The sequence below is a fragment of the Klebsiella sp. C239 genome, assembly GCF_048822715.1.
Lineage (GTDB): Bacteria > Pseudomonadota > Gammaproteobacteria > Enterobacterales > Enterobacteriaceae > Klebsiella > Klebsiella quasipneumoniae.
Window position 1 is genome coordinate 235,702 of sequence record NZ_JBMEZK010000003.1, and the last position, 22,758, is coordinate 258,459.

At 56.5% G+C, this 22,758-nt stretch carries 23 protein-coding genes; 15 read left to right on the forward strand and 8 right to left on the reverse strand.

All coding sequences use genetic code 11. The features are described 5' to 3' along the window. The first annotated feature begins 48 nt into the window (after positions 1-48). The 3 genes from lipB to lipA all read left to right on the forward strand — a co-directional run bounded on the left by lipB (position 49) and on the right by lipA (position 2,928). Positions 49-693: a lipoyl(octanoyl) transferase LipB gene (gene lipB, locus ACOI6Z_RS10040; RefSeq protein ID WP_023288830.1), complete on the forward strand. Its 645-nt coding sequence runs from the start codon at positions 49-51 to the stop codon at positions 691-693. A 129-nt stretch (positions 694-822) separates the two neighbouring features. Next, positions 823-1,782, forward strand: coding sequence for a YbeF family transcriptional regulator (locus tag ACOI6Z_RS10045; RefSeq protein ID WP_101991824.1), 960 nt, complete (start codon positions 823-825; stop codon positions 1,780-1,782). Between the two features lie 180 nt (positions 1,783-1,962). Next, positions 1,963-2,928, forward strand: coding sequence for a lipoyl synthase (gene lipA, locus ACOI6Z_RS10050; protein ID WP_420687254.1), 966 nt, complete (start codon positions 1,963-1,965; stop codon positions 2,926-2,928). A gap of 190 nt (positions 2,929-3,118) precedes the next feature. Here the strand turns inward: lipA and tatE are convergent, their stop codons facing one another. Further along, positions 3,119-3,325, reverse strand: coding sequence for a twin-arginine translocase subunit TatE (gene tatE, locus ACOI6Z_RS10055; protein WP_023288827.1), 207 nt, complete (start codon positions 3,323-3,325; stop codon positions 3,119-3,121). Positions 3,326-3,567: 242 nt separating this feature from the next. Next, a complete protein-coding gene (locus ACOI6Z_RS10060) occupies positions 3,568-4,356 on the reverse strand; it encodes a deaminated glutathione amidase (RefSeq protein WP_032455116.1) in 789 nt (262 codons plus the stop codon). 89 nt (positions 4,357-4,445) lie between these two features. Here ACOI6Z_RS10060 and crcB point away from each other — a divergent pair, with 89 nt between their 5' ends. Then, positions 4,446-4,829, forward strand: a complete 384-nt coding sequence (crcB, locus tag ACOI6Z_RS10065) for a fluoride efflux transporter CrcB (protein ID WP_002894459.1) — start codon at positions 4,446-4,448, stop codon at positions 4,827-4,829. Between the two features lie 67 nt (positions 4,830-4,896). On the opposite strand, the gene cspE is transcribed toward crcB, so the two are convergent. Further along, a complete protein-coding gene (gene cspE / locus ACOI6Z_RS10070) occupies positions 4,897-5,106 on the reverse strand; it encodes a transcription antiterminator/RNA stability regulator CspE (RefSeq protein ID WP_002439184.1) in 210 nt (69 codons plus the stop codon). A 194-nt stretch (positions 5,107-5,300) separates the two neighbouring features. Beyond that, complete coding sequence (gene pagP / locus ACOI6Z_RS10075; RefSeq protein WP_227524353.1) at positions 5,301-5,822, reverse strand: lipid IV(A) palmitoyltransferase PagP; 522 nt, start codon at positions 5,820-5,822, stop codon at positions 5,301-5,303. 335 nt (positions 5,823-6,157) lie between these two features. Between pagP and dcuC the strand changes: the two genes are divergently transcribed. The 4 genes from dcuC (at position 6,158) to uspG (ending at position 9,625) form a co-directional block, all read left to right on the forward strand. After that, positions 6,158-7,531 carry an anaerobic C4-dicarboxylate transporter DcuC gene (dcuC, locus tag ACOI6Z_RS10080; RefSeq protein WP_023288824.1) on the forward strand — a complete coding sequence of 458 codons (1,374 nt, stop codon included), beginning with the start codon at positions 6,158-6,160 and terminating at the stop codon, positions 7,529-7,531. A gap of 92 nt (positions 7,532-7,623) precedes the next feature. After that, positions 7,624-8,421, forward strand: coding sequence for a ribonuclease I (rna, locus tag ACOI6Z_RS10085; protein WP_048297041.1), 798 nt, complete (start codon positions 7,624-7,626; stop codon positions 8,419-8,421). Between the two features lie 177 nt (positions 8,422-8,598). Further along, entirely contained in the window at positions 8,599-9,009 is a 411-nt protein-coding gene (gene rnk, locus ACOI6Z_RS10090) for a nucleoside diphosphate kinase regulator (RefSeq protein WP_032455114.1), read from the forward strand. A 187-nt stretch (positions 9,010-9,196) separates the two neighbouring features. Further along, positions 9,197-9,625 (forward strand): universal stress protein UspG, encoded by a 429-nt coding sequence (gene uspG / locus ACOI6Z_RS10095; protein WP_064158168.1) that lies wholly within the window; start codon positions 9,197-9,199, stop codon positions 9,623-9,625. A gap of 76 nt (positions 9,626-9,701) precedes the next feature. Here the strand turns inward: uspG and ahpF are convergent, their stop codons facing one another. Both ahpF and ahpC read right to left on the reverse strand, forming a co-directional pair. Beyond that, positions 9,702-11,267, reverse strand: coding sequence for an alkyl hydroperoxide reductase subunit F (gene ahpF, locus ACOI6Z_RS10100; protein ID WP_017899084.1), 1,566 nt, complete (start codon positions 11,265-11,267; stop codon positions 9,702-9,704). A gap of 369 nt (positions 11,268-11,636) precedes the next feature. Then, positions 11,637-12,200, reverse strand: a complete 564-nt coding sequence (gene ahpC, locus ACOI6Z_RS10105; protein ID WP_002894394.1) for an alkyl hydroperoxide reductase subunit C — start codon at positions 12,198-12,200, stop codon at positions 11,637-11,639. A gap of 410 nt (positions 12,201-12,610) precedes the next feature. Between ahpC and dsbG the strand changes: the two genes are divergently transcribed. The 4 genes from dsbG to ACOI6Z_RS10125 all read left to right on the forward strand — a co-directional run bounded on the left by dsbG (position 12,611) and on the right by ACOI6Z_RS10125 (position 16,421). Continuing rightward, positions 12,611-13,360 carry a thiol:disulfide interchange protein DsbG gene (gene dsbG, locus ACOI6Z_RS10110; RefSeq protein WP_064155105.1) on the forward strand — a complete coding sequence of 250 codons (750 nt, stop codon included), beginning with the start codon at positions 12,611-12,613 and terminating at the stop codon, positions 13,358-13,360. A 180-nt stretch (positions 13,361-13,540) separates the two neighbouring features. After that, positions 13,541-14,473 carry a DNA-binding transcriptional repressor CitR gene (gene citR / locus ACOI6Z_RS10115; protein WP_064158170.1) on the forward strand — a complete coding sequence of 311 codons (933 nt, stop codon included), beginning with the start codon at positions 13,541-13,543 and terminating at the stop codon, positions 14,471-14,473. Positions 14,474-14,586: 113 nt separating this feature from the next. Then, positions 14,587-15,810 carry a phosphoadenosine phosphosulfate reductase gene (locus tag ACOI6Z_RS10120; protein WP_048334386.1) on the forward strand — a complete coding sequence of 408 codons (1,224 nt, stop codon included), beginning with the start codon at positions 14,587-14,589 and terminating at the stop codon, positions 15,808-15,810. Further along, the gene (locus ACOI6Z_RS10125; RefSeq protein WP_023288818.1) at positions 15,795-16,421 is read left to right on the forward strand and encodes an IbrB-like domain-containing protein; all 627 of its coding nucleotides are present in this window, start codon (positions 15,795-15,797) and stop codon (positions 16,419-16,421) included. Before ACOI6Z_RS10120 ends, ACOI6Z_RS10125 begins: the two co-directional genes overlap by 16 nt. Here ACOI6Z_RS10125 and ACOI6Z_RS10130 read toward each other — a convergent pair whose 3' ends face one another. Continuing rightward, complete coding sequence (locus ACOI6Z_RS10130) at positions 16,422-17,567, reverse strand: pyridoxal phosphate-dependent aminotransferase (protein WP_072421916.1); 1,146 nt, start codon at positions 17,565-17,567, stop codon at positions 16,422-16,424. Between the two features lie 141 nt (positions 17,568-17,708). Between ACOI6Z_RS10130 and mtnC the strand changes: the two genes are divergently transcribed. Together mtnC and ACOI6Z_RS10140 are read left to right on the forward strand one after the other, a co-directional pair. Continuing rightward, complete coding sequence (gene mtnC / locus ACOI6Z_RS10135; RefSeq protein WP_044521599.1) at positions 17,709-18,398, forward strand: acireductone synthase; 690 nt, start codon at positions 17,709-17,711, stop codon at positions 18,396-18,398. Continuing rightward, positions 18,395-18,937, forward strand: a complete 543-nt coding sequence (locus ACOI6Z_RS10140) for a 1,2-dihydroxy-3-keto-5-methylthiopentene dioxygenase (RefSeq protein ID WP_023288815.1) — start codon at positions 18,395-18,397, stop codon at positions 18,935-18,937. Before mtnC ends, ACOI6Z_RS10140 begins: the two co-directional genes overlap by 4 nt. A 107-nt stretch (positions 18,938-19,044) precedes the next feature. On the opposite strand, the gene ACOI6Z_RS10145 is transcribed toward ACOI6Z_RS10140, so the two are convergent. Then, positions 19,045-21,354 carry a molybdopterin-dependent oxidoreductase gene (locus ACOI6Z_RS10145; RefSeq protein ID WP_420687259.1) on the reverse strand — a complete coding sequence of 770 codons (2,310 nt, stop codon included), beginning with the start codon at positions 21,352-21,354 and terminating at the stop codon, positions 19,045-19,047. Between the two features lie 408 nt (positions 21,355-21,762). On the opposite strand from ACOI6Z_RS10145, the gene ACOI6Z_RS10150 reads away from it, so the two are divergent. Next, positions 21,763-22,743 carry a sugar ABC transporter substrate-binding protein gene (locus tag ACOI6Z_RS10150; protein WP_065812452.1) on the forward strand — a complete coding sequence of 327 codons (981 nt, stop codon included), beginning with the start codon at positions 21,763-21,765 and terminating at the stop codon, positions 22,741-22,743. Positions 22,744-22,758 lie beyond the last annotated feature (15 nt).

The following is a 22,758-nucleotide window of genomic DNA, read 5'->3' on the forward strand; positions in this document are numbered from 1 at the left end:
TGATATACTCCCCGACCTGAATTCTCTCTTCCCGGCGGAGATGTTGTTTTGCAGCACAATAAAATTCTAATCCGGCAGCTTGGCCTGCAACCTTACGAACCCGTCTCGCAGGCGATGCACGAATTTACCGACGCCCGTGATGAAGATACCCTCGATGAGATCTGGCTGGTGGAACATCACCCGGTCTTCACCCAGGGTCAGGCCGGCAAAGCGGAACACCTGCTGGTGCCCGGTGATATTCCGGTGATCCAGAGCGATCGCGGCGGCCAGGTAACCTATCACGGCCCGGGACAGCAGGTAATGTACGTCCTGTTGAACCTCAAGCGCCGCAAGCTGGGCGTGCGTGAACTGGTGACGCTGCTGGAGCAAACGGTCGTCAATACCCTTGCCGAATACGGTATTGAGTCGCACCCCCGCGCCGACGCCCCTGGCGTCTACGTCGGCGATCGCAAAATATGCTCTCTGGGGCTGCGGATCCGTAAAGGCTGCTCTTTCCACGGCCTGGCGCTCAATATCGCGATGGATCTGACGCCGTTTCTGCGTATCAACCCCTGCGGCTATGCCGGTATGGAGATGACGCAAATGCGCCAGTGGCAGCCGGAAGCCACTCCGGAGACAGTCGCTCCGCGGCTGGTCGCCCATCTGCTGGCGCTGCTGAACAATCCCCCGCACGAATACCTTCCTCAGGGTTAAGGGCAGACCAGCGCCCCGCTGACGGCGGGGTGCTGAACGAGTAACACATTATTTTTGCAATCAATTGTCACGCACGGCAACGCGGTGGGCCGCTATACTTGGCCTATCATTCCCAACCGGACTCATCGCGTGCCAGAGAATACGCCGCCGTCAGAATCTCCTGACCGACAGGACGAACGTTACGACCGTCAGATGTTTCGCATCCTGCGTAATATTGACCTCAATCTGTTGACCATCTTCGAAGCCGTGTACGTACACAAAGGTATCGTCAATGCCGCGAAGATACTCAATATCACGCCGTCGGCCATTAGCCAGTCAATAAACAAACTGCGGGCGCTGTTCCCCGATCCGCTGTTTATCCGTAAAGGCCAGGGCGTAACGCCCACCGCCTATGCCACCCATCTTCACCAGTACATCAGCCGCGGTATGGAGGCTTTCCTCAGCGCGCTGGATATCACCGGCAGCCCGCATCAGCAGCGGGTGATCACTATCGCCACCACGCCAGCCATGGGGGCGCTGCTGATGCCTGGCCTGGCCTGCGCGCTGAAGCCGGTCTTTCCGCAGATCCTGCTGCACAACATCGCCCTCACCGACGCCGCGCGGCAGCTAGAGCAGCGCCAGGTGGATCTGTTAATTGATACCCATCTGCACAGCGGCCAGGCGATAAGCCATCATGTCCTGTATCAGGATCGGGTGCAGATGTACTGCCGCGCAGGGCATCCCGCGCTGGACGGTCCACAGGATGAAACTACCCTCGCGAAGTATGAATTTGCGCTGCTGCTGCCGGAAGGCCAGCGCTACCCCACCCTCCACCGACGTTTGCAGGAAGAGATGGGCGAGCGCCGCTGCGGTTTCAGCACCTTCAACCTGCTAACCCAGGCGGCAATGATCGCCGAGAGCGACATGCTGGGGCTGACCACCGAGCGCCTGTTCGCCATGGTATCCCGTCTCTGGCCGCTGCAGACCCTGGACTTCCCCTCCCTGCGGGAAGAGCAGATTGATGTTGCGCTGCACTTCAATAAGCAGAGCGGGAAAGAGCCATTGCTGAAAGAGATCATTGAGACCGTGATCCAGGCGTTTAAGGCGTAGCGCACGGAAGGGAAAAGGATAAAACAACAACTATTTTACAATTTGCCGGGCAGGCAGGCTGCTTTCTGCCCCTTTTCAATGGTATACTGCCTGCTCTTGATTCAAAAATAGTTGATAATTGCAACATTTCATTGAATTAATTCGCTTTCCTTCGTGACTCGCAACTGGAACACGCACGCTATGAGTAAACCCATTGTGATGGAACGCGGTGTTAAGTACCGCGACGCCGATAAAATGGCCCTTATCCCGGTGAAGAACGTGGCAACTGAGCGTGAAGCTCTGCTCAGAAAACCGGAATGGATGAAAATCAAACTTCCGGCAGACTCGTCCCGTATCCAGGGAATCAAAGCAGCGATGCGTAAGAACGGCCTGCACTCCGTGTGCGAAGAGGCCTCCTGCCCGAACCTTGCAGAGTGCTTCAACCACGGTACCGCGACCTTTATGATCCTCGGCGCGATCTGTACCCGCCGTTGCCCATTCTGCGACGTGGCGCATGGCCGCCCGGTCGCGCCAGATGCGAACGAGCCACAGAAGCTGGCGCAAACTATCGCCGATATGGGGCTGCGCTACGTGGTGGTCACTTCGGTGGACCGTGATGACCTGCGCGATGGCGGCGCACAGCATTTTGCCGACTGCATCAGCGCCATTCGCGATAAAAACCCGACGATTAAAATCGAAACGCTGGTCCCGGATTTCCGCGGCCGCATGGATCGCGCCCTGGATATTCTGACGGTGACCCCGCCGGACGTCTTCAACCACAACCTCGAAAACGTACCGCGCCTCTATCGTCAGGTGCGTCCGGGCGCGGATTACAACTGGTCGCTGAAGCTGCTGGAGCGTTTTAAAGAAGCGCACCCGGAGATCCCGACAAAATCCGGCCTGATGGTGGGCCTGGGCGAAACCAACGACGAGATCATCGAAGTCATGCGCGACCTGCGCCGTCATGGCGTCACCATGCTGACATTAGGCCAGTATCTGCAGCCGAGCCGTCACCACCTGCCAGTGCAGCGTTACGTTAGCCCGGAAGAGTTTGAAGAGATGAAAGCGGAAGCCATGGCGATGGGCTTCACCCACGCCGCCTGCGGCCCCTTCGTTCGCTCTTCCTATCACGCCGACCTGCAGGCTAAAGGGATGGAAGTTAAATAACCTGCCGCTTCTCCCGCTGCGTCACTTCCCGGCGCAGCGGCGCTCTCCGCTTCATTCGCTTCGCCTTCCCGTAACAGTTAGTTGCATCTTTCCTGCGCGGCGTCGACAAAAACGACAAAGGCCGCAACGTCAAACGTCGCGGCCTCTTCGCCGTACCACCCGCATCCCGCCAGGGGACGCAGCCGGAGAATTACTCTTTATGAGAGAGCTTCTGCGCCGGTGCTTCGTCTTCAGCGGTGGTTTTTTTCGCGCTATCATCATCTTCGTTCATGGCTTTTTTAAAGCCCTTGATAGCCGATCCCAGGTCGCCGCCCAGCGTACGTAATTTCTTGGTACCAAACACTAAGATAATCAGTGCTGCGACTACCAGCAGTTTGGTAATACTAATCTCACCCATAGCTAACCTTCTTCTCTATACAAGCTGCGAATACGCCATCATACACGCATTTATCCGTCATATTGTAATCCACCTGTGCGTGGGCTGCGTGATTCAGCCCGAGGCCTCCCCTCCGGGAGCGAGCGCTGGGGTGTCCGTCCTGACGTGCACAGCGAATTATTGGGATAAACAATACGGGTATTTGGCGCGCGGACACAATAGCAATCTGTAACAAGGTGAATCAAGCCTTGTTTAAAAAAACGTCACAATAATTGCGGTGGCGCAAACCGTCGGTTCTGCAGCACCGGCAAACGCTCGCGAACCCGCGCAAGGTAGTCTGCGGATATATCGGCATAGATCAGCTGCGGCTCGCTCCCCGCGCCCGCCACGGTGGTCCCCAGCGGATCGACGATGCGGCTCTGCCCGATGTTACGCGTCCCGCATTCGCCTGCCGCCACGACGTAGCAGGTCGTGTCCAGCGCGCGCGCCGCCAGCAGCGTCGCCCAGTGATGCTCTTTTTGCGGCCCTTTCACCCATGCGGTGGGCAGCACCAGCAGCTGCGCCCCGTTCAGCGCCAGCGACAGCGCCAGCTCCGGAAAACGCAGATCGTAACAGGTCATCAGGCCAACGCGGAAACCCGCCACTTCAATCACCGGCGGGATTTGCCGGCCGGGATCCACCCGCCGGGACTCCTGCATTGCGAAGGCGTCGTATAAATGAAGTTTGTGATAATGGGCAATAACCTTCCCTTCACGCAATACCACCAGCGTGTTGGTTGCTCTCCCCTCCCCCGACGGCACATGCAGCGTCAGGATCGTCGTCAGGCCGTTACGCGCGCTCTCGGCCAGCAGCAGCTGTAAAAACTCTCCATCCAGCGTTTGGGCCGATTTCACCGACAGATCCGGGTCGTTGTCATCACGTGCCAGCAACGCCTCCGGCAGCACCAGCAGCGCCGCCCCTTCACGCGCCGCCTGCTGCATCATCGCCACACAAGTTTGCGCATTCGTCCGCCATACTGGCGTGACGATAAACTGCCCTGCCGCTACCCGCATGTTTTTCTCCCGTCAGGTTATGAATAGCCAATTGCGCCCGTTGCGCGCTACACTTGACACTCTCTTACATCAAATAGCAGGAAACGACCGTGTTTCAACTTCTTTGCGCCGTTTTTATTGGCGGCGGCACCGGCAGCGTTTTGCGCTGGTGGCTCGGCATGAAGCTCAATCCTGTGCACCATGCTATCCCGATTGGGACGCTGACTGCCAACCTGTTAGGCGCCTTTGTGATCGGCGCCGGGCTGGCGTGGTTTAATAGACTGACCGGCATTGACCCGATGTGGAAACTGCTGATCACCACGGGTTTCTGCGGCGGGTTGACCACCTTCTCCACCTTCTCTGCGGAAGTGGTGTTTCTTCTGCAGCAGGGGCGAGTGAGCTGGGCGCTCCTCAACGTCGCGGTGAACTTGCTGGGCTCGTTTGCCATGACGGCTGTCGCCTTCTGGCTCTTCTCGCAGGCCGCCAGCCGCTAAAGGCGTAATCAACAGGCAAAAAAAAACCCGCTGATTAGCGGGTTTTTATATTCTACTGACGCGTTGCTTACAGAGCGATTACGTTTGCAGCAGAAGGGCCTTTGGCACCGTTAGTGATTTCGAACTCTACGCGCTGACCTTCAGCCAGAGTTTTGAAACCGTTGGACTGGATTGCAGAGAAGTGTACGAATACATCTTTGCTGCCATCTTCCGGAGTAATGAAACCGAATCCTTTGGACTCATTAAACCACTTAACGTTACCTTTAATCTTAGACATCAAAATTACCTTTATATGAAAAATCGACACTAATGCTGTGTCGGGTATCAGTACACCAATTGTGGTACCTTTTGTCCAGTGCAACTTTGCTAAAAAGTGATAAAAGTCGCTATCTTTTTTAGTGGGTAACGCTTTAGTCCTTGTTTTTCCACAAGACGCATCGCTTATCTCATTTATTGCTAAGACTTAGCGAATTAAAACTGTATGCGAGCCCAGGCGAAGTAAACGTTACCGTTATTGTAGGTGCCGGGAATATAGGTCATCTGGAACGTTGCCGGACCGTAACCTATTGACACTAAGGGCAAGATCACCGGAATCGGGATGTAGTTCCAGTTATCGCGCGCCGTCACCCCGAGGGTATAGCCGAGACCGAGGCGGAAGTTCTGGTCCGTCAGCGGACGCCAGGTTTTCTCCCAACCGTAGCCGCCGATGGGCTCCCACTTATTGAAAGAGTCTTTAAACGCCATCAGGTACAGGCCGTGCCAGTTCCCTTTCTCATCCCAGCGCGAAACGCCGAAGCCTGCCCCCCACGGACGTTCGTTATACTTGTCCGTCTTTTCCTTATCATAAGCAAAGCGCGCGTGCCAGGTGATGGCTGGAACGTACAGATCATAGTGCTCCGGCTCATTCCAGGTCTGCGCAACGTTATTACTTAAGGTATGGTAACCTTCGCTAAGGGTCGATGAAAACGACGCGCTGGCGTTTCCGGATACCAATAACCATCCTAAAAAACCAAGAGAAAACAATGAAAAACGACGTAACATCAACACTTTTCTATTACCACTTTCATTTAAAAGCCACCTAAGATAGCAAAGATAGTCTCAATACAGGTTGAACGAAATAAGGCAAACTCCTGATTTTCGCCCGCTGACCATCAGAACCGCTTAACTATCCATCTGGTGATTATATCCAGGCTGGACGGGAGGGGCGTAGTTCTTATCGCTTTATTGATTTGCATCAGCGAGTTTCGTCCGTTTTTTCGGCACATTCGCACATTAAAATTTGGTGTGGCGCTTTTTAACTACATATTCTTTGGGCTTAGGGGAAATGAATGCTGACGTTTGTTGAGATCCTGATCGGGATTGCGGTCATTGTGGGCGTCGCCCGCTATATCATTAAGGGCTATTCAGCCACCGGCGTGCTGTTCGTCGGCGGCTTAATATTGCTGATCGTCAGCGCCCTGCTGGGTCATAAAGTCTTACCAGGCAATACCGAGGGCACCGGTTACTCCGCCACTGACATTATTGAATACATTAAGATTCTACTCATGAGCCGTGGCGGCGATTTGGGTATGATGATCATGATGCTGTGCGGTTTCGCCACCTATATGACGCATATTGGCGCCAATGATATGGTGGTGAAATTAGCCTCAAAGCCATTGCGCTATATCAATTCGCCCTATCTGCTGATGATTGCCGCCTACTTTGTCGCCTGCCTGATGTCGCTGGCCGTCTCCTCCGCGACCGGCCTCGGCGTCCTGCTGATGGCGACGCTGTTCCCGGTGATGGTAAACGTTGGTATCAGCCGCGGTGCGGCGGCGGCCATCTGCGCCTCCCCGGCGGCGATTATCCTTTCGCCTACCTCGGGTGACGTCGTGCTGGCGGCAAAAGCGGCCGAAATGCCGCTGATCGACTTTGCCTTCAAGACCACGCTGCCGATCTCCATCGCCGCTATCATCTGCATGGCGATCGCCCACTTCTTCTGGCAGCGCTATCTGGATAAAAAAGAGAACATTTCCCACGAAATGCTCGACGTCAACGAGATCACCACCAATGCCCCGGCGCTGTACGCCATCCTGCCGTTTACCCCGATTATTGGCGTACTGATCTTTGATGGCAAATGGGGGCCGGAACTGCACATTATTACCATCCTCGTCGGCTGCATGCTGCTGGCGGCGATCCTCGAATTCCTGCGCGGGTTCAACACCAAAAATGTCTTCAGCGGACTGGAAGTCGCCTACCGCGGGATGGCTGACGCCTTCGCCGGGGTGGTGATGCTGCTGGTCGCCGCCGGCGTTTTTGCTCAGGGATTAAGCACCATCGGCTTCATCAACGGTCTGATCTCCATCGCCACCTCCTTCGGCTCGGCCAGTATTATTCTGATGCTGGTGCTGGTGATCCTGACCATGCTGGCGGCGATGACCACCGGCTCCGGCAATGCCCCGTTCTACGCCTTTGTCGAGATGATCCCCAAGCTGGCGCACTCCTCCGGCATCAATCCCGCCTATCTGTCGATCCCGATGCTGCAGGCCTCTAACCTTGGCCGCACGATCTCGCCGGTCTCCGGCGTGGTGGTGGCCGTCGCCGGGATGGCGAAGATCTCCCCGTTCGAAGTGGTCAAACGCACCTCGGTGCCGGTGATGGTTGGCCTGCTGGTGGTGATCGTCGCGACCGAGATCCTCGTCCCCGGCAGCGCGGTCCACTAATGGTCTAACCACGTGAAAAGGCGCCAGCAGGCGCCTTTTTTATGCTTTAATAACTCCCCGTTATCTTTTGCCATCCACAATCAGGAATAAACATGTTCAGGAAGGAATTCGCCGCGCTTGCCCTTGTGCTTACCGCCACTCAGGCCGGCGCTGAACCGCTCACCGCGACGCGATACGCTGATTTTGACCGCTATGTCCTGGCCCTCTCCTGGCAAACCGGATTCTGTCAGAGCATGTATGACCGTAACCGCAACGAACCGGAAGAGTGCCGCCTGCAGCAGGAAACCGCGAATAAAGCCGATTTTCTGACCGTGCACGGTCTGTGGCCCGGGCTGCCAAAGTCCATTGCCGCGCGCGGAGTGGATGAACGACGCTGGATGCGCTACGGCTGCGCCACGCGCCCGCTGCCCGACATGCCGGAGGTGAAAGCGAACCGCAAATGTCAGGCGGCGGAGACGGGATTGTCGCTGGAGATGGCCAACAAACTGAATAGCGTAATGCCGGGCGCGGGCGGCACCTCCTGCCTCGAACGTTACGAATATGCCAAACATGGTGTCTGCTTCGGCTTCGATCCCGACAGCTATTTTGGCGCCATGGTGCGCCTGAACGGGGAAATTAAGCGCAGCCCGGTTGGTGATTTCCTTGCCAAACACTATGGCCAAACCGTCAGCCGGGCCGACTTCGACGCCGCCGTGGCCCGCGCCTGGGGTCCGCAGAGCGTGAAGGCGTTTAAATTAACCTGTAACGGTAATCCTGCCTATTTGACCGAGATGCAAATCTCGCTCAACGCCGCGTCCATCAACGCCCCACTGGCCACCTCCGCCTTTCTGCCCCAGCCTCACCCGGGTAACTGCGGCGCGCAGTTTATCCTCGATAAGGTTGGCCACTAGCGCAACGCGGCATACTGTTCAGAAAACGTCCTTCGCCGGAGGCGTTGCGCGCTGATTGTGCGTTTCATCACTTCAAACTGCCGGCAACTCTCAGTATGATGGGAGAACCTTAACCCTTGCCTTTTTCGGCGAGGGTTTTCTTTTACGGACAGGTTCCTGGATAACATGGAGTATGCAATGACCAGACCCGCAATCATCATTAACGAACTGGATGCCGAACGTATCGACAGGCTGCTGGAGCAGCCGGCTTTCGCCAGCTCGCCGGTTGCCGATGCCCTGAACGACGAGCTCGACCGCGCGCAAATGCTGGCGCCGGAAGCGATGCCGCACGATGTCGTCACCATGAACAGTACGGTTAAATTCCGCGATTTAACCAGCGGCGAAGAGCGCGTGCGGACGCTGGTGTTTCCGACGCAGGTGACCGACAGCGCCAGCCAGCTCTCCGTCCTCGCGCCGGTGGGCGCCGCGCTGCTCGGCCTCAAGGTAGGCAGCACCATTCACTGGGAGCTGCCGGGCGGGGCGTCGACGCACCTGGAAGTGCTGGCGCTGCTGTACCAGCCGGAAGCCGCTGGCGAATTCCACCGTTAATCCCCGCTGCCTGAGGCGTATCGCGCTTTATTCAGAGGATGTCCACACATCCTCTTTCTGCTGTCTTTCCCCCCGCTAACCTTTTTTACGCTTTGCGCCTGCCTGACTGACAGTTTTGCGACCTGAATGACACAATATCCGCATATAATATGTTGATATAGACGCAAACGAACAAGGAGGATTGCATATGTATAAGACTATCATTATGCCGGTTGATGTCTTTGAGATGGCGCTGAGCGATAAAGCCGTCCGGCATGCGGAGTTTCTGGCCCAGCAGGACGGGGTGATCCATCTGCTCCACGTCTTACCCGGTTCAGCGAGCTTCACGATGAGCCGTTTTACCGCCGACCTGCGGCGTTTTGAGGAACATCTGCAGCACGAGGCGGAAACCCGCCTGCAGACCATGGTCAGCCATTTCAGCATTGACCCATCGCGGATCAAGCTGCATGTGCGTTTCGGCAGCGTGCGCGACATGGTCAACGAACTGGCCAGCGAAATAAACGCCGACGTGGTGGTGATTGGCTCACGCAATCCCTCCATCAGTACTCACCTGTTGGGCTCCAACGCCTCGAGCGTCATCCGTCACGCCCATATCCCGGTGATGATCGTCAGGTAAGGCTGAGGAAAAGCGCATAAAAAAAGAGGCTACCCCGGGGTAGCCTCTTTGTTATGCAGGTCTATTGTCTGACTTGTTATGCGGTTTTCGTGCGGATCAGATAGTCGAAGGCGCTCAGCGACGCTTTCGCCCCCTCCCCTGCCGCGATGATAATCTGCTTGTACGGCACGGTGGTGCAGTCACCGGCGGCGAATACGCCTTTAACGTTGGTTTCGCACTTCGCATCGATGATGATCTCGCCCATGCGGTTACGCTCAACCGCGCCTTCCAGCCAGGTGGTGTTAGGCAGCAGGCCGATCTGGACGAAGATGCCCGCCAGCGCGACGTGATGCTCATCGCCGCTCACCCGGTCACGATACTGCAGACCGGTGACCTTGCTGCCGTCGCCTTTCACTTCCGTGGTCTGCGCATTGAGAATGATGTCGACATTCTTCAGACTGCGGACTTTATCCTGCAGCACCTGGTCGGCCTTCATCTCCGGTGCGAATTCCAGCAGGGTCACGTGTTCCACGACGCCCGCCAGGTCGATGGCGGCTTCCACGCCGGAGTTCCCCCCGCCGATCACCGCCACGCGCTTACCTTTAAACAGCGGGCCGTCGCAGTGCGGGCAGTAGGTTACGCCCTTGGTGCGATACTGATCTTCGCCCGGCACGTTCATGTTGCGCCATTTCGCCCCGGTGGCAATGATGACGCTGCGCGCCTTCAGCACCGCGCCGGAGGCGGTTTCGATCTGATGCAGGCCGCCCTCTGTCGCCGCTGGCGTCAGTTTGGTCGCGCTCTGGGAGTCGATCACATCGACGTTATAGTCGCTAACGTGCGCTTTCAGGGCCCCGGCCAGCTTCTGGCCTTCGGTTTTCGGCACCGAAATGTAGTTTTCGATATCCACGGTATCCAGCACCTGGCCGCCGAAGCGCTCGCCCATCAGGCCGGTACGAATCCCTTTACGCGCAGAGTAAACCGCGGCCGCCGCGCCGGACGGGCCGGAACCGACGATCAGCACATCGTAAGCGTCACGCTGATTCAGCTCTTCCGCTGCGCGTTTTTCCGCACCGGTGTCCACTTTGGCGACGATTTCCGTTAGCGTCATCCGCCCCTGACCAAACTCCTGGCCGTTCATGAACACCGCCGGCACGCCCATCACGTTGCGCTCGGTGATCTCATTCTGGAACGTCCCACCGTCAATCGCCGTATGTTTGATACGCGGGTTGAGCACCGCCATCAGGTTCAGCGCCTGGACCACGTCCGGGCAGTTATGGCAGGAGAGCGAGTAGTAGGTTTCAAACTCGAAGTCGCCATCGATATCGCGGATCTGCTCCAGCAGAGACTGAGCCTCTTTCGACGGATGACCGCCGGTCCACAGCAGCGCCAGCACCAGCGAGGTAAACTCGTGGCCCAGCGGGGAGCCCGCAAAGCGTGGGCCCTGGTCGGAACCGGGGTTAGTAATCAGGAACGATGGCTTGCGTACCGCCAGCGTGTTGTCTTCTTTAAAGGTGACTTTGTCTGACAGTTCAGCAATTTCAGCCAGCAGTTCCCTGATTTCTGCCGATTTAGCGCTGTCATCCAGCGTGGCAATCAGCTCAACAGGCTTGGTCAGCTTCTCAAGATAGGCCTTGAGCTGGGTTTTCATGTTGGTGTCGAGCATTGTTATCTCCTGGGCTTAAAACATCATCATGCAAGCGGCCTTATCAGGCTGCCTGAATGCGCTTGCATCATGGTGTTGGAATGAAATGGGCGCAGGTGCGCCCATGACTGAAGTAATTTCCAAAGTATTTCGCGTCAGAGCAAGGCGGCTAGCCTGAGAATCCCCGAGAGCTTACTGAAGTAAGCGACCGGGGTGAGCAGGCGACGCCAACGCAGCTATGGCATGAAAGACGACGGAAATTTTAATTCACCAGTATTTCGCGTTAGAGCAATGCGGCAAGCTTATGAACCCCCGGGAGCTTACACGAGTAAGTGACCGGGGTGATTAAGCGCAGCCAACGCCGCTATGATGCGAAAGACGCCGTGATTATTAGATTTTGCCGACCAGGTCCAGGGATGGAGCCAGGGTCGCTTCGCCTTCTTTCCATTTCGCCGGGCACACTTCGCCTGGGTGGGAAGCAACATACTGCGCCGCTTTGATTTTACGCAGCAGGTCAGACGCGTCACGGCCGATACCTTCAGCGGTAACTTCGATCGCCTGGATGATACCCTGCGGGTCAACCACGAAGGTGGCGCGGTCAGCCAGACCTTCATCTTCACGCATGTTGTCGAAGTTACGGGTCAGGGCGCCAGTCGGGTCGCCAATCATCGCGTATTTGATTTTCGCGATGGTTTCAGAGCTGCTGTGCCACGCTTTGTGGGTGAAGTGGGTATCGGTAGAAACAGAGTAAACGTCTACGCCCAGCTTCTGCAGTTCTTCGTAATGGTCAGCCACGTCGCCCAGTTCGGTCGGGCAGACGAAGGTGAAGTCAGCCGGATAGAAGAAGAAGACGCTCCAGCGGCCTTCGGTGTCTTTCTCGGTGACTTCGATGAATTCACCATTTTTGAATGCCTGGTTTTTGAACGGTTTGATTTTGGTGTTAATTAAGGACATCTATACTTCCTCCGTGTTTTCGTTGAGGTCTAAGTTAACGAATTTTTCCTGACCCGACCAATGCGTTTACATTATCGAATCAATAAGCGTTATCTAACAACCGGAACAAGACAACAATGTGAACCTGTCGACGCGTTCAGCGCAGTTCGCTGTTTTTCGCATCATTTGCCGCGACAAAAGTAAAAAGGCCACCCTTTCAGGCGGCCCCGTTACCTGAAATACCCGAAGGTAGGTTCAGCGCCAGTCAGACTGGCTATGTGTTGCGCTCTACATTACCTTAATGTAACAGCATCCAGGATTACATCACCCACGCCAGGAAAGGGCAATCCGTCGTTCTGCTGATCCTGCCTATAACTGTAATAGGTTTGGCAATGTTTCTTCCTTTCCTGCTGATTTTACAAGGAATACTCATGTTAAAACGTCTGCTGTTGCTCAGCCTTTTGCCTTTTTGTAGCTATGCGGAAGAACTGCCCGCCCCGGTAAAAGCAATTGAAAAACAGGGCATTACCATCATCAAACCCTTTGACGCGCCGGGGGGAATGAAGGGCTGGCTGGGGAAATACCAGGATATGGGCGTCGCCATCTACCTCACGCCTGACGGCAAACATGCCATTTCCGGTTATATGTACGACGAAAACGGCAACAACCTCAGCGAGCAGTTATTTCAAAAAGCGCTCTACACGCCGGCGGGACAGGAGATGTGGAAGAAGATGGCCAGCGCCCACTGGCTGCAGGATGGCGACAAGGACGCCCCCATCGTGCTGTATGTCTTTGCCGATCCCTTCTGCCCTTACTGCAAACAGTTCTGGCAGCAGTCCCGTCCCTGGGTGGAGGCCGGTAAAGTGCAGATCCGCACCCTGCTGGTAGGCGTGATCAAGCCGGAGAGCCCGGCCACCGCCGCGGCGATCCTCGCCAGTAAAGATCCGGCGAAAACCTGGCACGATTACGAGCAATCGAACGGCAAAATGGCCCTGACGATACCGAAGGCTATCCCGCCGGAGAAGATGAAAATGCTCAACGTCAATCAGCAGCTGATGGACGATCTGGGGGCCAACGTCACGCCAGCTATCTATTATATGAATAAGGATAATATGCTGCAGCAGGTGGTCGGCCTGCCGGATAAAGAGAAGCTGACTATTATGATGGGTGAAAAAGAGTAATTCCGTCCCGGTGTGGCGCCTGGCGAAACCGACCTCTGGTGCCACTACCGATAGTAAGATATATTAAGCAAAACTTAACTTTATTTGCCCACAATTAAATTCACACCACAAATACTAAGACTCAAGATATTATCGTTAGAAATATTTTAACTTACACTGGCAATAAACAGGACTGTATTAATGGCAAATCTTTACGATCTGAAAAAGTTCGATCTAAATTTATTGGTTATTTTTGAATGTATCTATCAGCATTTAAGCATCAGCAAAGCGGCGGCGATGTTATTTATCACCCCGTCAGCGGTAAGTCAGTCATTACAGCGTCTGCGTCAGCAGTTAGACGATCCGCTATTTGTGCGCGTCGGGAAGGGAATGACGCCCACCACCGCCTGCGTGAATCTTCATTACCACCTGCAGGAAAATCTGGAGCAGCTGGAAAAAACGATCAATCTCAATAACCGCTCCGATCTGCGTAAACGTATTGTAATATATGGCCCCCCGCTGTTCTGTTCAGTAAACAGCCACTTTATGATTAACCAGCTTTGTCATCAGGCCAACTTGCAAATTGAGCATCATAACCTGACCACCACCGAATCGGCTGAGGAGCTGCTGGCATATCGCCAGGCTGACCTGGTGTTCACCCGAATGCCCATCACCAACCGCGCCACCATCTGTCAGCCCTATCAGACGGTGCAGACCCTCGCGGTGTGTCGGACGAACCATCCGCGGCGCGGGGCGCTCACGTCAGTTGACGCGCTGGCGCAGGAGTTTTTCACCCACTATATTACCAACGATCCCGTTATCCAGCGCGTTCAGCAAAGCAGCACGCCCTGGCTGAACCCGCGTAATATTGCCTTTCGCAGCGACTCTTTTATGACCATTCTTAACATGATCAATAAAACCGATCTGATTGGTTTCTTGCCGTCCTATTTATATGATTTTATTTCGCCAGCCATGCAACTTAACATCCTCGATATAAACGAACTTTTTCCAGACATTACGATATATATTAACTACCATCAATCATCCGCACAAAATCATTTTTTATCTGAATTAATCACCATTTTAATGAATGACAGAGAGATATCACGTCCCCAATTCAATAACAGCCAATAACGATCCAACTTATTGACCCTCCCCAAGGGAAAGGAAAGTCGACCATTAATTTCCCGCTCGTCATCGTTTATACTGAGCGAACGGGAATCTCTAGTATTAAAGGATTAATGGTCATGTCGTTTATCAAATATCCCTTAGCGGAATCGGTGCTGCAGGCGACGGAGCAGCGGATCGATTGGGTTATGGATAATTTTTCACGCATTTGCGTCTCTTTCTCTGGCGGAAAAGACTCTACCGTTATGCTCCATTTAACCGCGCAGGCAGCGCGGTTACAGGGTAAGAAAATCAGTGTGCTGTTTATTGACTGGGAAGCGCAGTTCTCCTGCACCATCGCTCACTGTGAAAAACTGCGCGCCCTCTATCAGGATGTTATCGATACCTTTTACTGGGTCGCCCTGCCGCTCACTACCCAAAATGCCCTGACGCAGTATAAGCCGCAATGGCAATGCTGGCAGCCCGGGACCGCCTGGGTCCGCCAGCCCCCCTCCTGGGCCATTACCCACCCGGGCTATTTTTCGTTTTATCAGCCGGGGATGAGCTTTGAAGCCTTCGTCAGCCACTTTGCCGAGTGGTTTTCACAGCGCCGTCCCGCCGCCGTGCTGGTGGGTATTCGGGCAGATGAGTCGCTGAATCGCTTTATGACCATCTCTTCTCAGCGAAAACAGCGCTTCGCCGACGATAAACCGTGGACCACCTCGGCGCCGGGCGGCCACGCCTGGTACATCTACCCGATCTATGACTGGAAAACCGCCGATATCTGGACCTGGTTTGCTAAAAGCGGCCAGCCCTATAACCCGCTGTACGATCTGATGTATCAGGCCGGTGTGCCGCTGCGCTATATGCGCATCTGCGAACCCTTCGGTCCTGAGCAGCGCCAGGGGCTATGGCTGTACCATGTGCTGGAGCCGGAGCGCTGGGCCGCGATGTGCCAGCGGGTGAGCGGCGCGCACAGCGGCGGCGTCTATGCCGGGCATGATAATCAATTCTACGGTCACCGAAAAATCGACAAACCGGACCATTTGACATGGAAAAGCTATGCGCTGTTTCTGCTCGACAGCATGCCGGAAACCACCGCCGAGCATTACCGCAATAAGATCGCCGTCTACCTGCGCTGGTACCAGAAAAAAGGCATGGAAGAGATCCCCGACACTCAACCCGCGGACGTTGGCACCAAAGATATCCCCTCCTGGCGACGGATCTGCAAAGTGCTACTCAATAATGACTACTGGTGCCGCCAGCTCTCCTTCAGCCCAACCAAAAGCAGCCACTATCAGCGCTACCGAAAACGTATGGAAAAACATCGCCAACAATGGGGGATATTATGCAACAACAACTAACGCAGGCGCTGGAGGATTTCCTGCAAACGCTGGATGACGAAGCGCGTATCGAGGCTATCAACGCGTTTCGCCAGGTGCTCCACCAACACAGTCCCTTCCGCTCGCAGCCCGTTGACTGTGTGCTGTGGGTCAAACAGGAGCAGGTTATCCCCAACGACTATAATCCGAATAACGTGGCGCCGCCGGAGAAGCGCCTGCTGCAGACCTCGCTGGAGGCCGATGGCTTTACCCAGCCGGTGGTGGTCATCAGGCAGGGACCGCAGGGGTACGCGATTGTCGACGGTTTTCACCGCCATGAGCTGGCCTGCAGCAAAGCGTCGCTGAAAAAAAAGCTGAAAGGCTATCTACCGGTCACCTGCCTGACGCATGAAAACGCCTCACGCGACGGGCTGATGGCAGCGACAATACGCCACAACCGGGCGCGCGGACGCCACCAGATCCACGCCATGTCAGATATTGTCCGCGAGCTAACCCGGCTCGGCTGGACGCCGCAGAAGATCGGCAAAGAGCTGGGGATGGATGCCGATGAGGTGCTGCGCCTGAAGCAAATTAGCGGCCTGGCAGAGATGTTCGCCGACCGCCAGTTCTCTCAGGCGTGGACCATAAAGTAACTACAGCTCGCACAAACGCGCCGCCGCGGCCAGCAGGGTCTCCGGTTGTTTAGCGAAGCACAAGCGGATCAGCTTGTGCGGGAACGGGTCGGCGCAGAAGACGGAGAGCGGGATCGCCGCCACCCCAACCTCTGTCGTCAGCCAGCGGCAGAAGCTGACGTCGTCAAGGTCGGAGATGGCGCTGTAGTCCGCCAGCAGGAAATAGGTCCCCTCACAGGGCAGGAGCTCCAGCCGGCTGGGGCGCAGCGCCTCAATAAACAGATCGCGGCGTTCACGATAAAAGGCCGGTAGTTCTCGATAGTGATCCGGCGCCTCGCGCAGCATGTCGGCGATCGCCAGCTGCGCCGGGGTATTTACCGAGAAGGTCAGATACTGGTGCACCTTGCGCAGCTCCGCGCTGATGGCCGCCGGGGCCACGCAGTAGCCAACCTTCCAGCCGGTCATATGAAACGTTTTGCCAAACGAAGAGACCGCCACCGCCCGCTCGCGCAATAGCGGATGCGCCAGCACGCTGGCGTGGCCGTCTTCGGCAAAGTTGATATGCTCATAGACCTCGTCGCTGAGAACATAGATCTCGCGTTCGGCAATCGCCTGCCACAGGGCGGCAAAATCCTCGCGTTGCCAGACCGTGGCCGAGGGATTGTGCGGGGTGTTGAGGATCACCAGCCGGGTTTTGTCGCTCAGCGTCGCGGCAAACTGCTGCCAGTCGACGCGAAAATGCGGCGGCTGAAGGGCAATACGGCGTAATTCGCCGCCGGCCAGCGCCACCGCGGGAGCATAGCTGTCGTAGCTGGGATCGAAACAGACCACCTCGTCGCCGCGGCGCACCAGAGCGGTAATCGCCGCGTACAGGGCCTCCGTCGCCCCGGCGGTGACCGTGATATCGCTGTTGACGTCGGGTCGATATCCATACAGCTCCGCCGTCTTGTCAGCGATCGCCTCACGCAGCGCCGGCACGCCGGTCATCGGGGCATACTGATTCGCCCCCTGCGCCACGTGGTACGCCAGACGCTCCTGAAGATAGCGCGGGCCGTCGAAATCGGGAAAGCCCTGCGACAGGTTTATGGCCTGATGCTGCTGGGCGAGAGCGCTCATCTGGGTAAAAATGGTGGTGCCAAGTGACGGGAGTTTACTCTCTGGAATCAATGGGTTATTACTCATTCTTTTTGTACCGATTGTAATGCTGTTGTTGAAGCCACTATAACACGATGTTAATATTTGGCAATCAAGACGCTTAGACGTCTAAATGCTAATGTTATTCCACGCTACGCCCACTCTGGAGAAACCATGATCCGCGCCATCGTGACCGACATAGAAGGCACCACCAGCGATATCCGCTTCGTGCATAACGTGCTGTTCCCCTACGCCCGCGAACGACTGGCCGGCTTTGTGACCGCTCAACAGCACGCTGAACCGGTGAGAACGATCCTCGACAACTTGCGCCGCGAGACAGACGCCCCCGCCGCCAGCACCGCCGACCTGATTGCTACCCTCTTCGATTTTATGGACGAAGATCGGAAATCCACTGCGCTGAAGGCGCTGCAGGGGATCATCTGGCGCGATGGCTACCTCAACGGCGACTTTACCGGCCATCTCTATCCGGACGTGCTGCCGGCGCTGGAGAAATGGAAAGCACAGGGCATTGATCTGTATGTATATTCTTCTGGCTCCGTGGCAGCGCAGAAATTGTTATTTGGCTACAGCGATGAAGGTGATATTACTCATCTGTTTACGGGCTATTTCGATACCCTGGTAGGCGCCAAACGCGAAGCGCAGTCCTACCGCAACATTGCTGAACACCTGGGCCACGCCCCCGGGGCCATCCTGTTCCTGTCGGATATCCATCAGGAACTCGACGCCGCCGAAGCCGCGGGGTTGCGCACTGTCCAGCTGGTACGCGGCGACCGCGACCCGGCAAGCCGCCACCCTCAGGTTCAGCGTTTTGACGACATTCATCCGGAGCAGATCCCAGCATGAGCGCATTAACCCTTTTTTCCGTGAAAGATCCGCAAACGCCGGTCTGGCACAGCACCGACGCCAAAGCGATTCAGGAGCAGCTTAACGCCAAAGGCGTCCGTTTTGAGCGCTGGCAGGCTGACCGCGATCTCGGCGCGGCCCCCAGCGCAGAAACAGTGATTGCCGCCTATCAGCATGCGATTGACAAACTGGTCGCCGAAAAGGGCTATCAGAGCTGGGACGTCATCAGCCTGCGCGCCGATAACCCGCAGAAAGAGGCGCTGCGGGAAAAATTCCTGAACGAACACACTCATGGCGAAGACGAGGTCAGGTTTTTTGTTGAGGGCGCCGGCCTGTTCTGCCTGCACATTGGCGACGAGGTATTCCAGGTGCTGTGCGAAAAGAACGATCTGATTTCGGTTCCCGCCCACACTCCGCACTGGTTTGATATGGGTTCAGAACCGAACTTCACCGCCATTCGCATTTTTGATAACCCGGAAGGCTGGATCGCCCAGTTTACCGGCGACGATATCGCCAGCGCCTACCCACGGCTGGCGTAACGTCGCCCTGTCATCAGCCTTAAACCGCCTGGCGCGCGCTTTCCCGGAGGCGGCACATACCGCGCCTTCTCCGGGATAGCCGACCCGCCGCCGGCGATCCCTGACACCTAAACCGCAATAAACTTCGGCGGGTCAAAGGCGGTGATCGGCGGCAGTTCCTCTCGCCACGGGGCGATCTCCACCCAACAGCTCTGGGCGCTACAGCCCTGTCCCAGACGCGAACTGCCGCGATCCGCGGTTAACACGTTGGGATTACCGTGCTTATCGAGGGATCCTTTTTCATTCGGATCCAGAGGGTCATACCACGCGCCGGTGGACATCTGTACCACCCCCGGCAAAATCTGCTCGCTCAGGTGCACGCCCGCCAGAATCGCCCCACGGTCGTTATACACTTTCACCACGCTGCCTTCGCGAATGTCTCTTGCCTGCGCATCCTGCGGATGCATCCACAACGGCTCACGTCCCTGAATTTTCGTCGCCCGGCTGACGCTGCCGTGGTCGTACTGACTGTGCAGGCGGGCGCGCGGTTGACTGGAGAGCAGATGAAGCGGCCAGCGCGCCGCCTCCTGTCGCTGCCGGGCGGCCTCTTCCTCATCCCACCAGGGATGGCCAGGGCATTCGCGATAGCCAAACCCGGCGACGGTAGCGGAAAAGAGTTCAATCTTGCCGGAGGGCGTGGAAAGCGGATAGCGCTGCGGATCGGCGCGAAAATCGGCGAGAAAGACCTGCGGCCGCGCCGGCGCGCTGTACTCCAGCACCCCTTGCTGCCAGAAGTCTTCGAACGGGGGCAGCGCAATGCCCTCCTCCTGCGCCCGCGGTCTTGACTCCTCATAGAGATGGCGCAGCCATTGCCCGGCGTCCCGCCCCTCGCTGAACTGTTCTCCGAAGCCCAACCGCCCGGCAAGATCGAGGAAAATAGCGTAATCATCACGCGCCTCGCCCACCGGCGGGATCTGCGCGCTCATGGCAATCATAAACCCGTCGTGACCGCCGCTGCCGATATCCTCTCGCTCCAGCGAGGTGGTAGCCGGCAGAACGATGTCGGAGAATTTGGCCTGCGCGGTCCAGTACTGCTCATGCACCACCACCGTCTCCGGACGGCGCCAGGCCTCGCACAGTCGGTTAATATCCTGGTGATGATGAAACGCATTGCCTCCCGCCCAGTAGACCAGACGGATGTCGGGATAATGCAGCTGCTGACCGTCGAACTCATAGGCTTCTCCCGGGTGCAGCAGCATATCGGACAGCCGCGCCACCGGGATGACGCTGTCCACCGCATTCTCCCCGGCGGGCAAGCGCGGGCCGGAAAACGCTTTTCGCACCGCGCCCGCCAGGTTGGTACAGGCATAGCCAAACCCGAGGCCGCCGCCCGGCGTGCCGATCTGTCCCAGCAGCGCGGTCAGGGCTACCGTCGCCCAGTAGGCCTGCTCCCCCTGACGGGCGCGCTGGATAGACCAGGAGATATTCACCATCGTCCGGTGGCGGGCCATCTCCCGCGCCAGGTCGGCGATGCGCTGCGCGTCCAGGCCGGTTATCGCCGCCGCCCACGCCGGGTTTTTCGCCACGCCGTCATGCTCGCCCAACAGATAGGCGCGATAGGGGGCAAACCCGACGGTATGGCTGGCGACAAACGGCTGGTCGTAGAGGGACTCAGCGATCAGCACATAGCTCAGCGCCAGCAGCAGTGCGGTATCGGTGCCCGGCCGAATAGCCAGCCACTCGGCGTCGGCCACCGCGCTGAGGTCATTGCGCACCGGACTGATATTAATAAACCGCGTGCCGTTGGCCTGCATCTTATCCAGCCAGTACGGCAGCATATGGTCATTGGCGCCGCCGCCGTTGACCTGGGCATTGCGCAGCGGCAGACCGCCAATCGCGACAAACAGCTGACACTCCCGCGCCAGCTCGGAAAAATGGGTATGCTGACGGTGCAGCGGGCTCAGCGGCCCGAGAATATGCGGCAGAATGCGCTCGCCCGCAGCGCTGCTATAGGTATTGGTGCTGGCGGTATACCCGCCAAAGCCCTTAAGAAAACGGTGCAGCTGGCTCTGCGCATGGTGAAAGCGCCCGGCGCTGGCCCAGCCGTAGGAGCCGCCGTAAATCGCCTCATTGCCGCAGCGCGCCTTGACCGAGCGCAGCTCGCGAGCCATCAGGTCCAGGGCCACCTCCCAGCTGACTTCGACAAAGGGCTCCTTGCCTCGCCCTTCTCGTGACGCCGGCCCGTGCTGCAGATAGCCGACGCGCACCGCCGGGCGGCGAATGCGCGTTTGGCTGGTCACCGCGTCGGGGAGCGATTGACCGATGCGTGAGGGGTTTTTATCCCAGGGCACCGGCTTAACCGCCACGATCTCGCCCTCGCGGCTCTCCACCTGCCAGGTTCCCCAGTGCATCACCGTATAATTATGCTGTTTCTTCATAGCGCCCGCGTTCTTCTCAGCCTAAGGTTCGTTAAAATAAAGCGGGGAAATGCGGTAATATTCCTTACCCGGCCAGACATTGCTCTGCTAAAAAAAGCGTTAGCCCGCGCAATCTTCTCTTTTTCGCAGTAGAGGCCGTATTTCCCATGCACTCATAATATTAAGAAAATTGTCTTTATCCGCTAAATAAACACAGAACAAACCAAAAATAAAACCACAAAATAAAAAGGCCTACCCGGCATCATGAAATATTTTCAGGTTCTTCATGACAAAATAAACTTTTTCTCTGGCGTTTCCGCGATATAACATTGCCGGCATAACTTAGACTTATTTTGTATTTGAGGTGGCGAGGTGCTTCTTGTCATGCTACCGGTCCGCAACCACCTTCATCACAGGATCATAATAACAATGTCGCAGAAGAGAAAATTATTGCCTGCCGCACTGGGACTGCTTTCCCTTGCCTCGCTGAGCGTCACCGCCGCTGACGCCCTCTCCTTACAGGGAAAAACCATTGGCGTTGCCGTCGTAGGCACCCAGCATTTCTGGGATCGCGAGGCTTTCAAAGGCGCGACAGAGGAAGTGGAGAAGCTGGGGGGCAAAGTCATTGGCGTCGATGGCGGCCGGGATAATCAGGTTCAAGCCAATAATCACGATATTTTACTGTCACGCAAGGTGGACGCGGTAATTAGTATTCTCGGCGACAGCGCCGTCGAACCCAAATTTAAAGCATTACGTGATGCCGGCATCCCGGTATTCACCGTGGATCATGTTTCACAATATTCGGTCAACAATTCCACCTCCGATAACTACACTCTGGGCTCCACCATCGGTCGTTACATGGCGGACGAATTAGGCGGCAAAGGTAATGTGGCTGTATTTAACGCGTTCTCCAGCGCGCTGCGTATTTGCGGAATTCGCTACGATCAGTGGAAATATGTCCTTAAGGATTATCCGGATATTCATATTATCCAGCCTGAGCTCGCGGAACAGTTCGCCAACTCGCCGGAAGACGCGCGGAAGAAAACCCTCGAATTACTCAGCCAGTATCCGAAAGGCAAACTGGATGCCATCCATGTCGCCTGCTGGGATCAACCGGCCATCGGCATCGTCCAGGCGCTGGAAGAGACCGGTCGTGATAAGGACGTGAAAGTGACGGCCATCGATGCCGGCCCGGAGACACTGGAGATCATGGCGGAGCCCGGCAGCCCCTTCGTGGCTAACGTCGCGCAGCAGCCGCATCTGATCGGCCAGACCTCCGCCGATAACGTGGCCCGCTACTTTGCCGGTCAGAAACTGCCGGTGCAAACCTTTATCCCGGTCATACCGGTGAAAGGTCCGCAGGAAGCGAAAGCGGTGTATAAACAGTTGGGATACGGCGAACTGCAGTGATAAATCAACACCCTG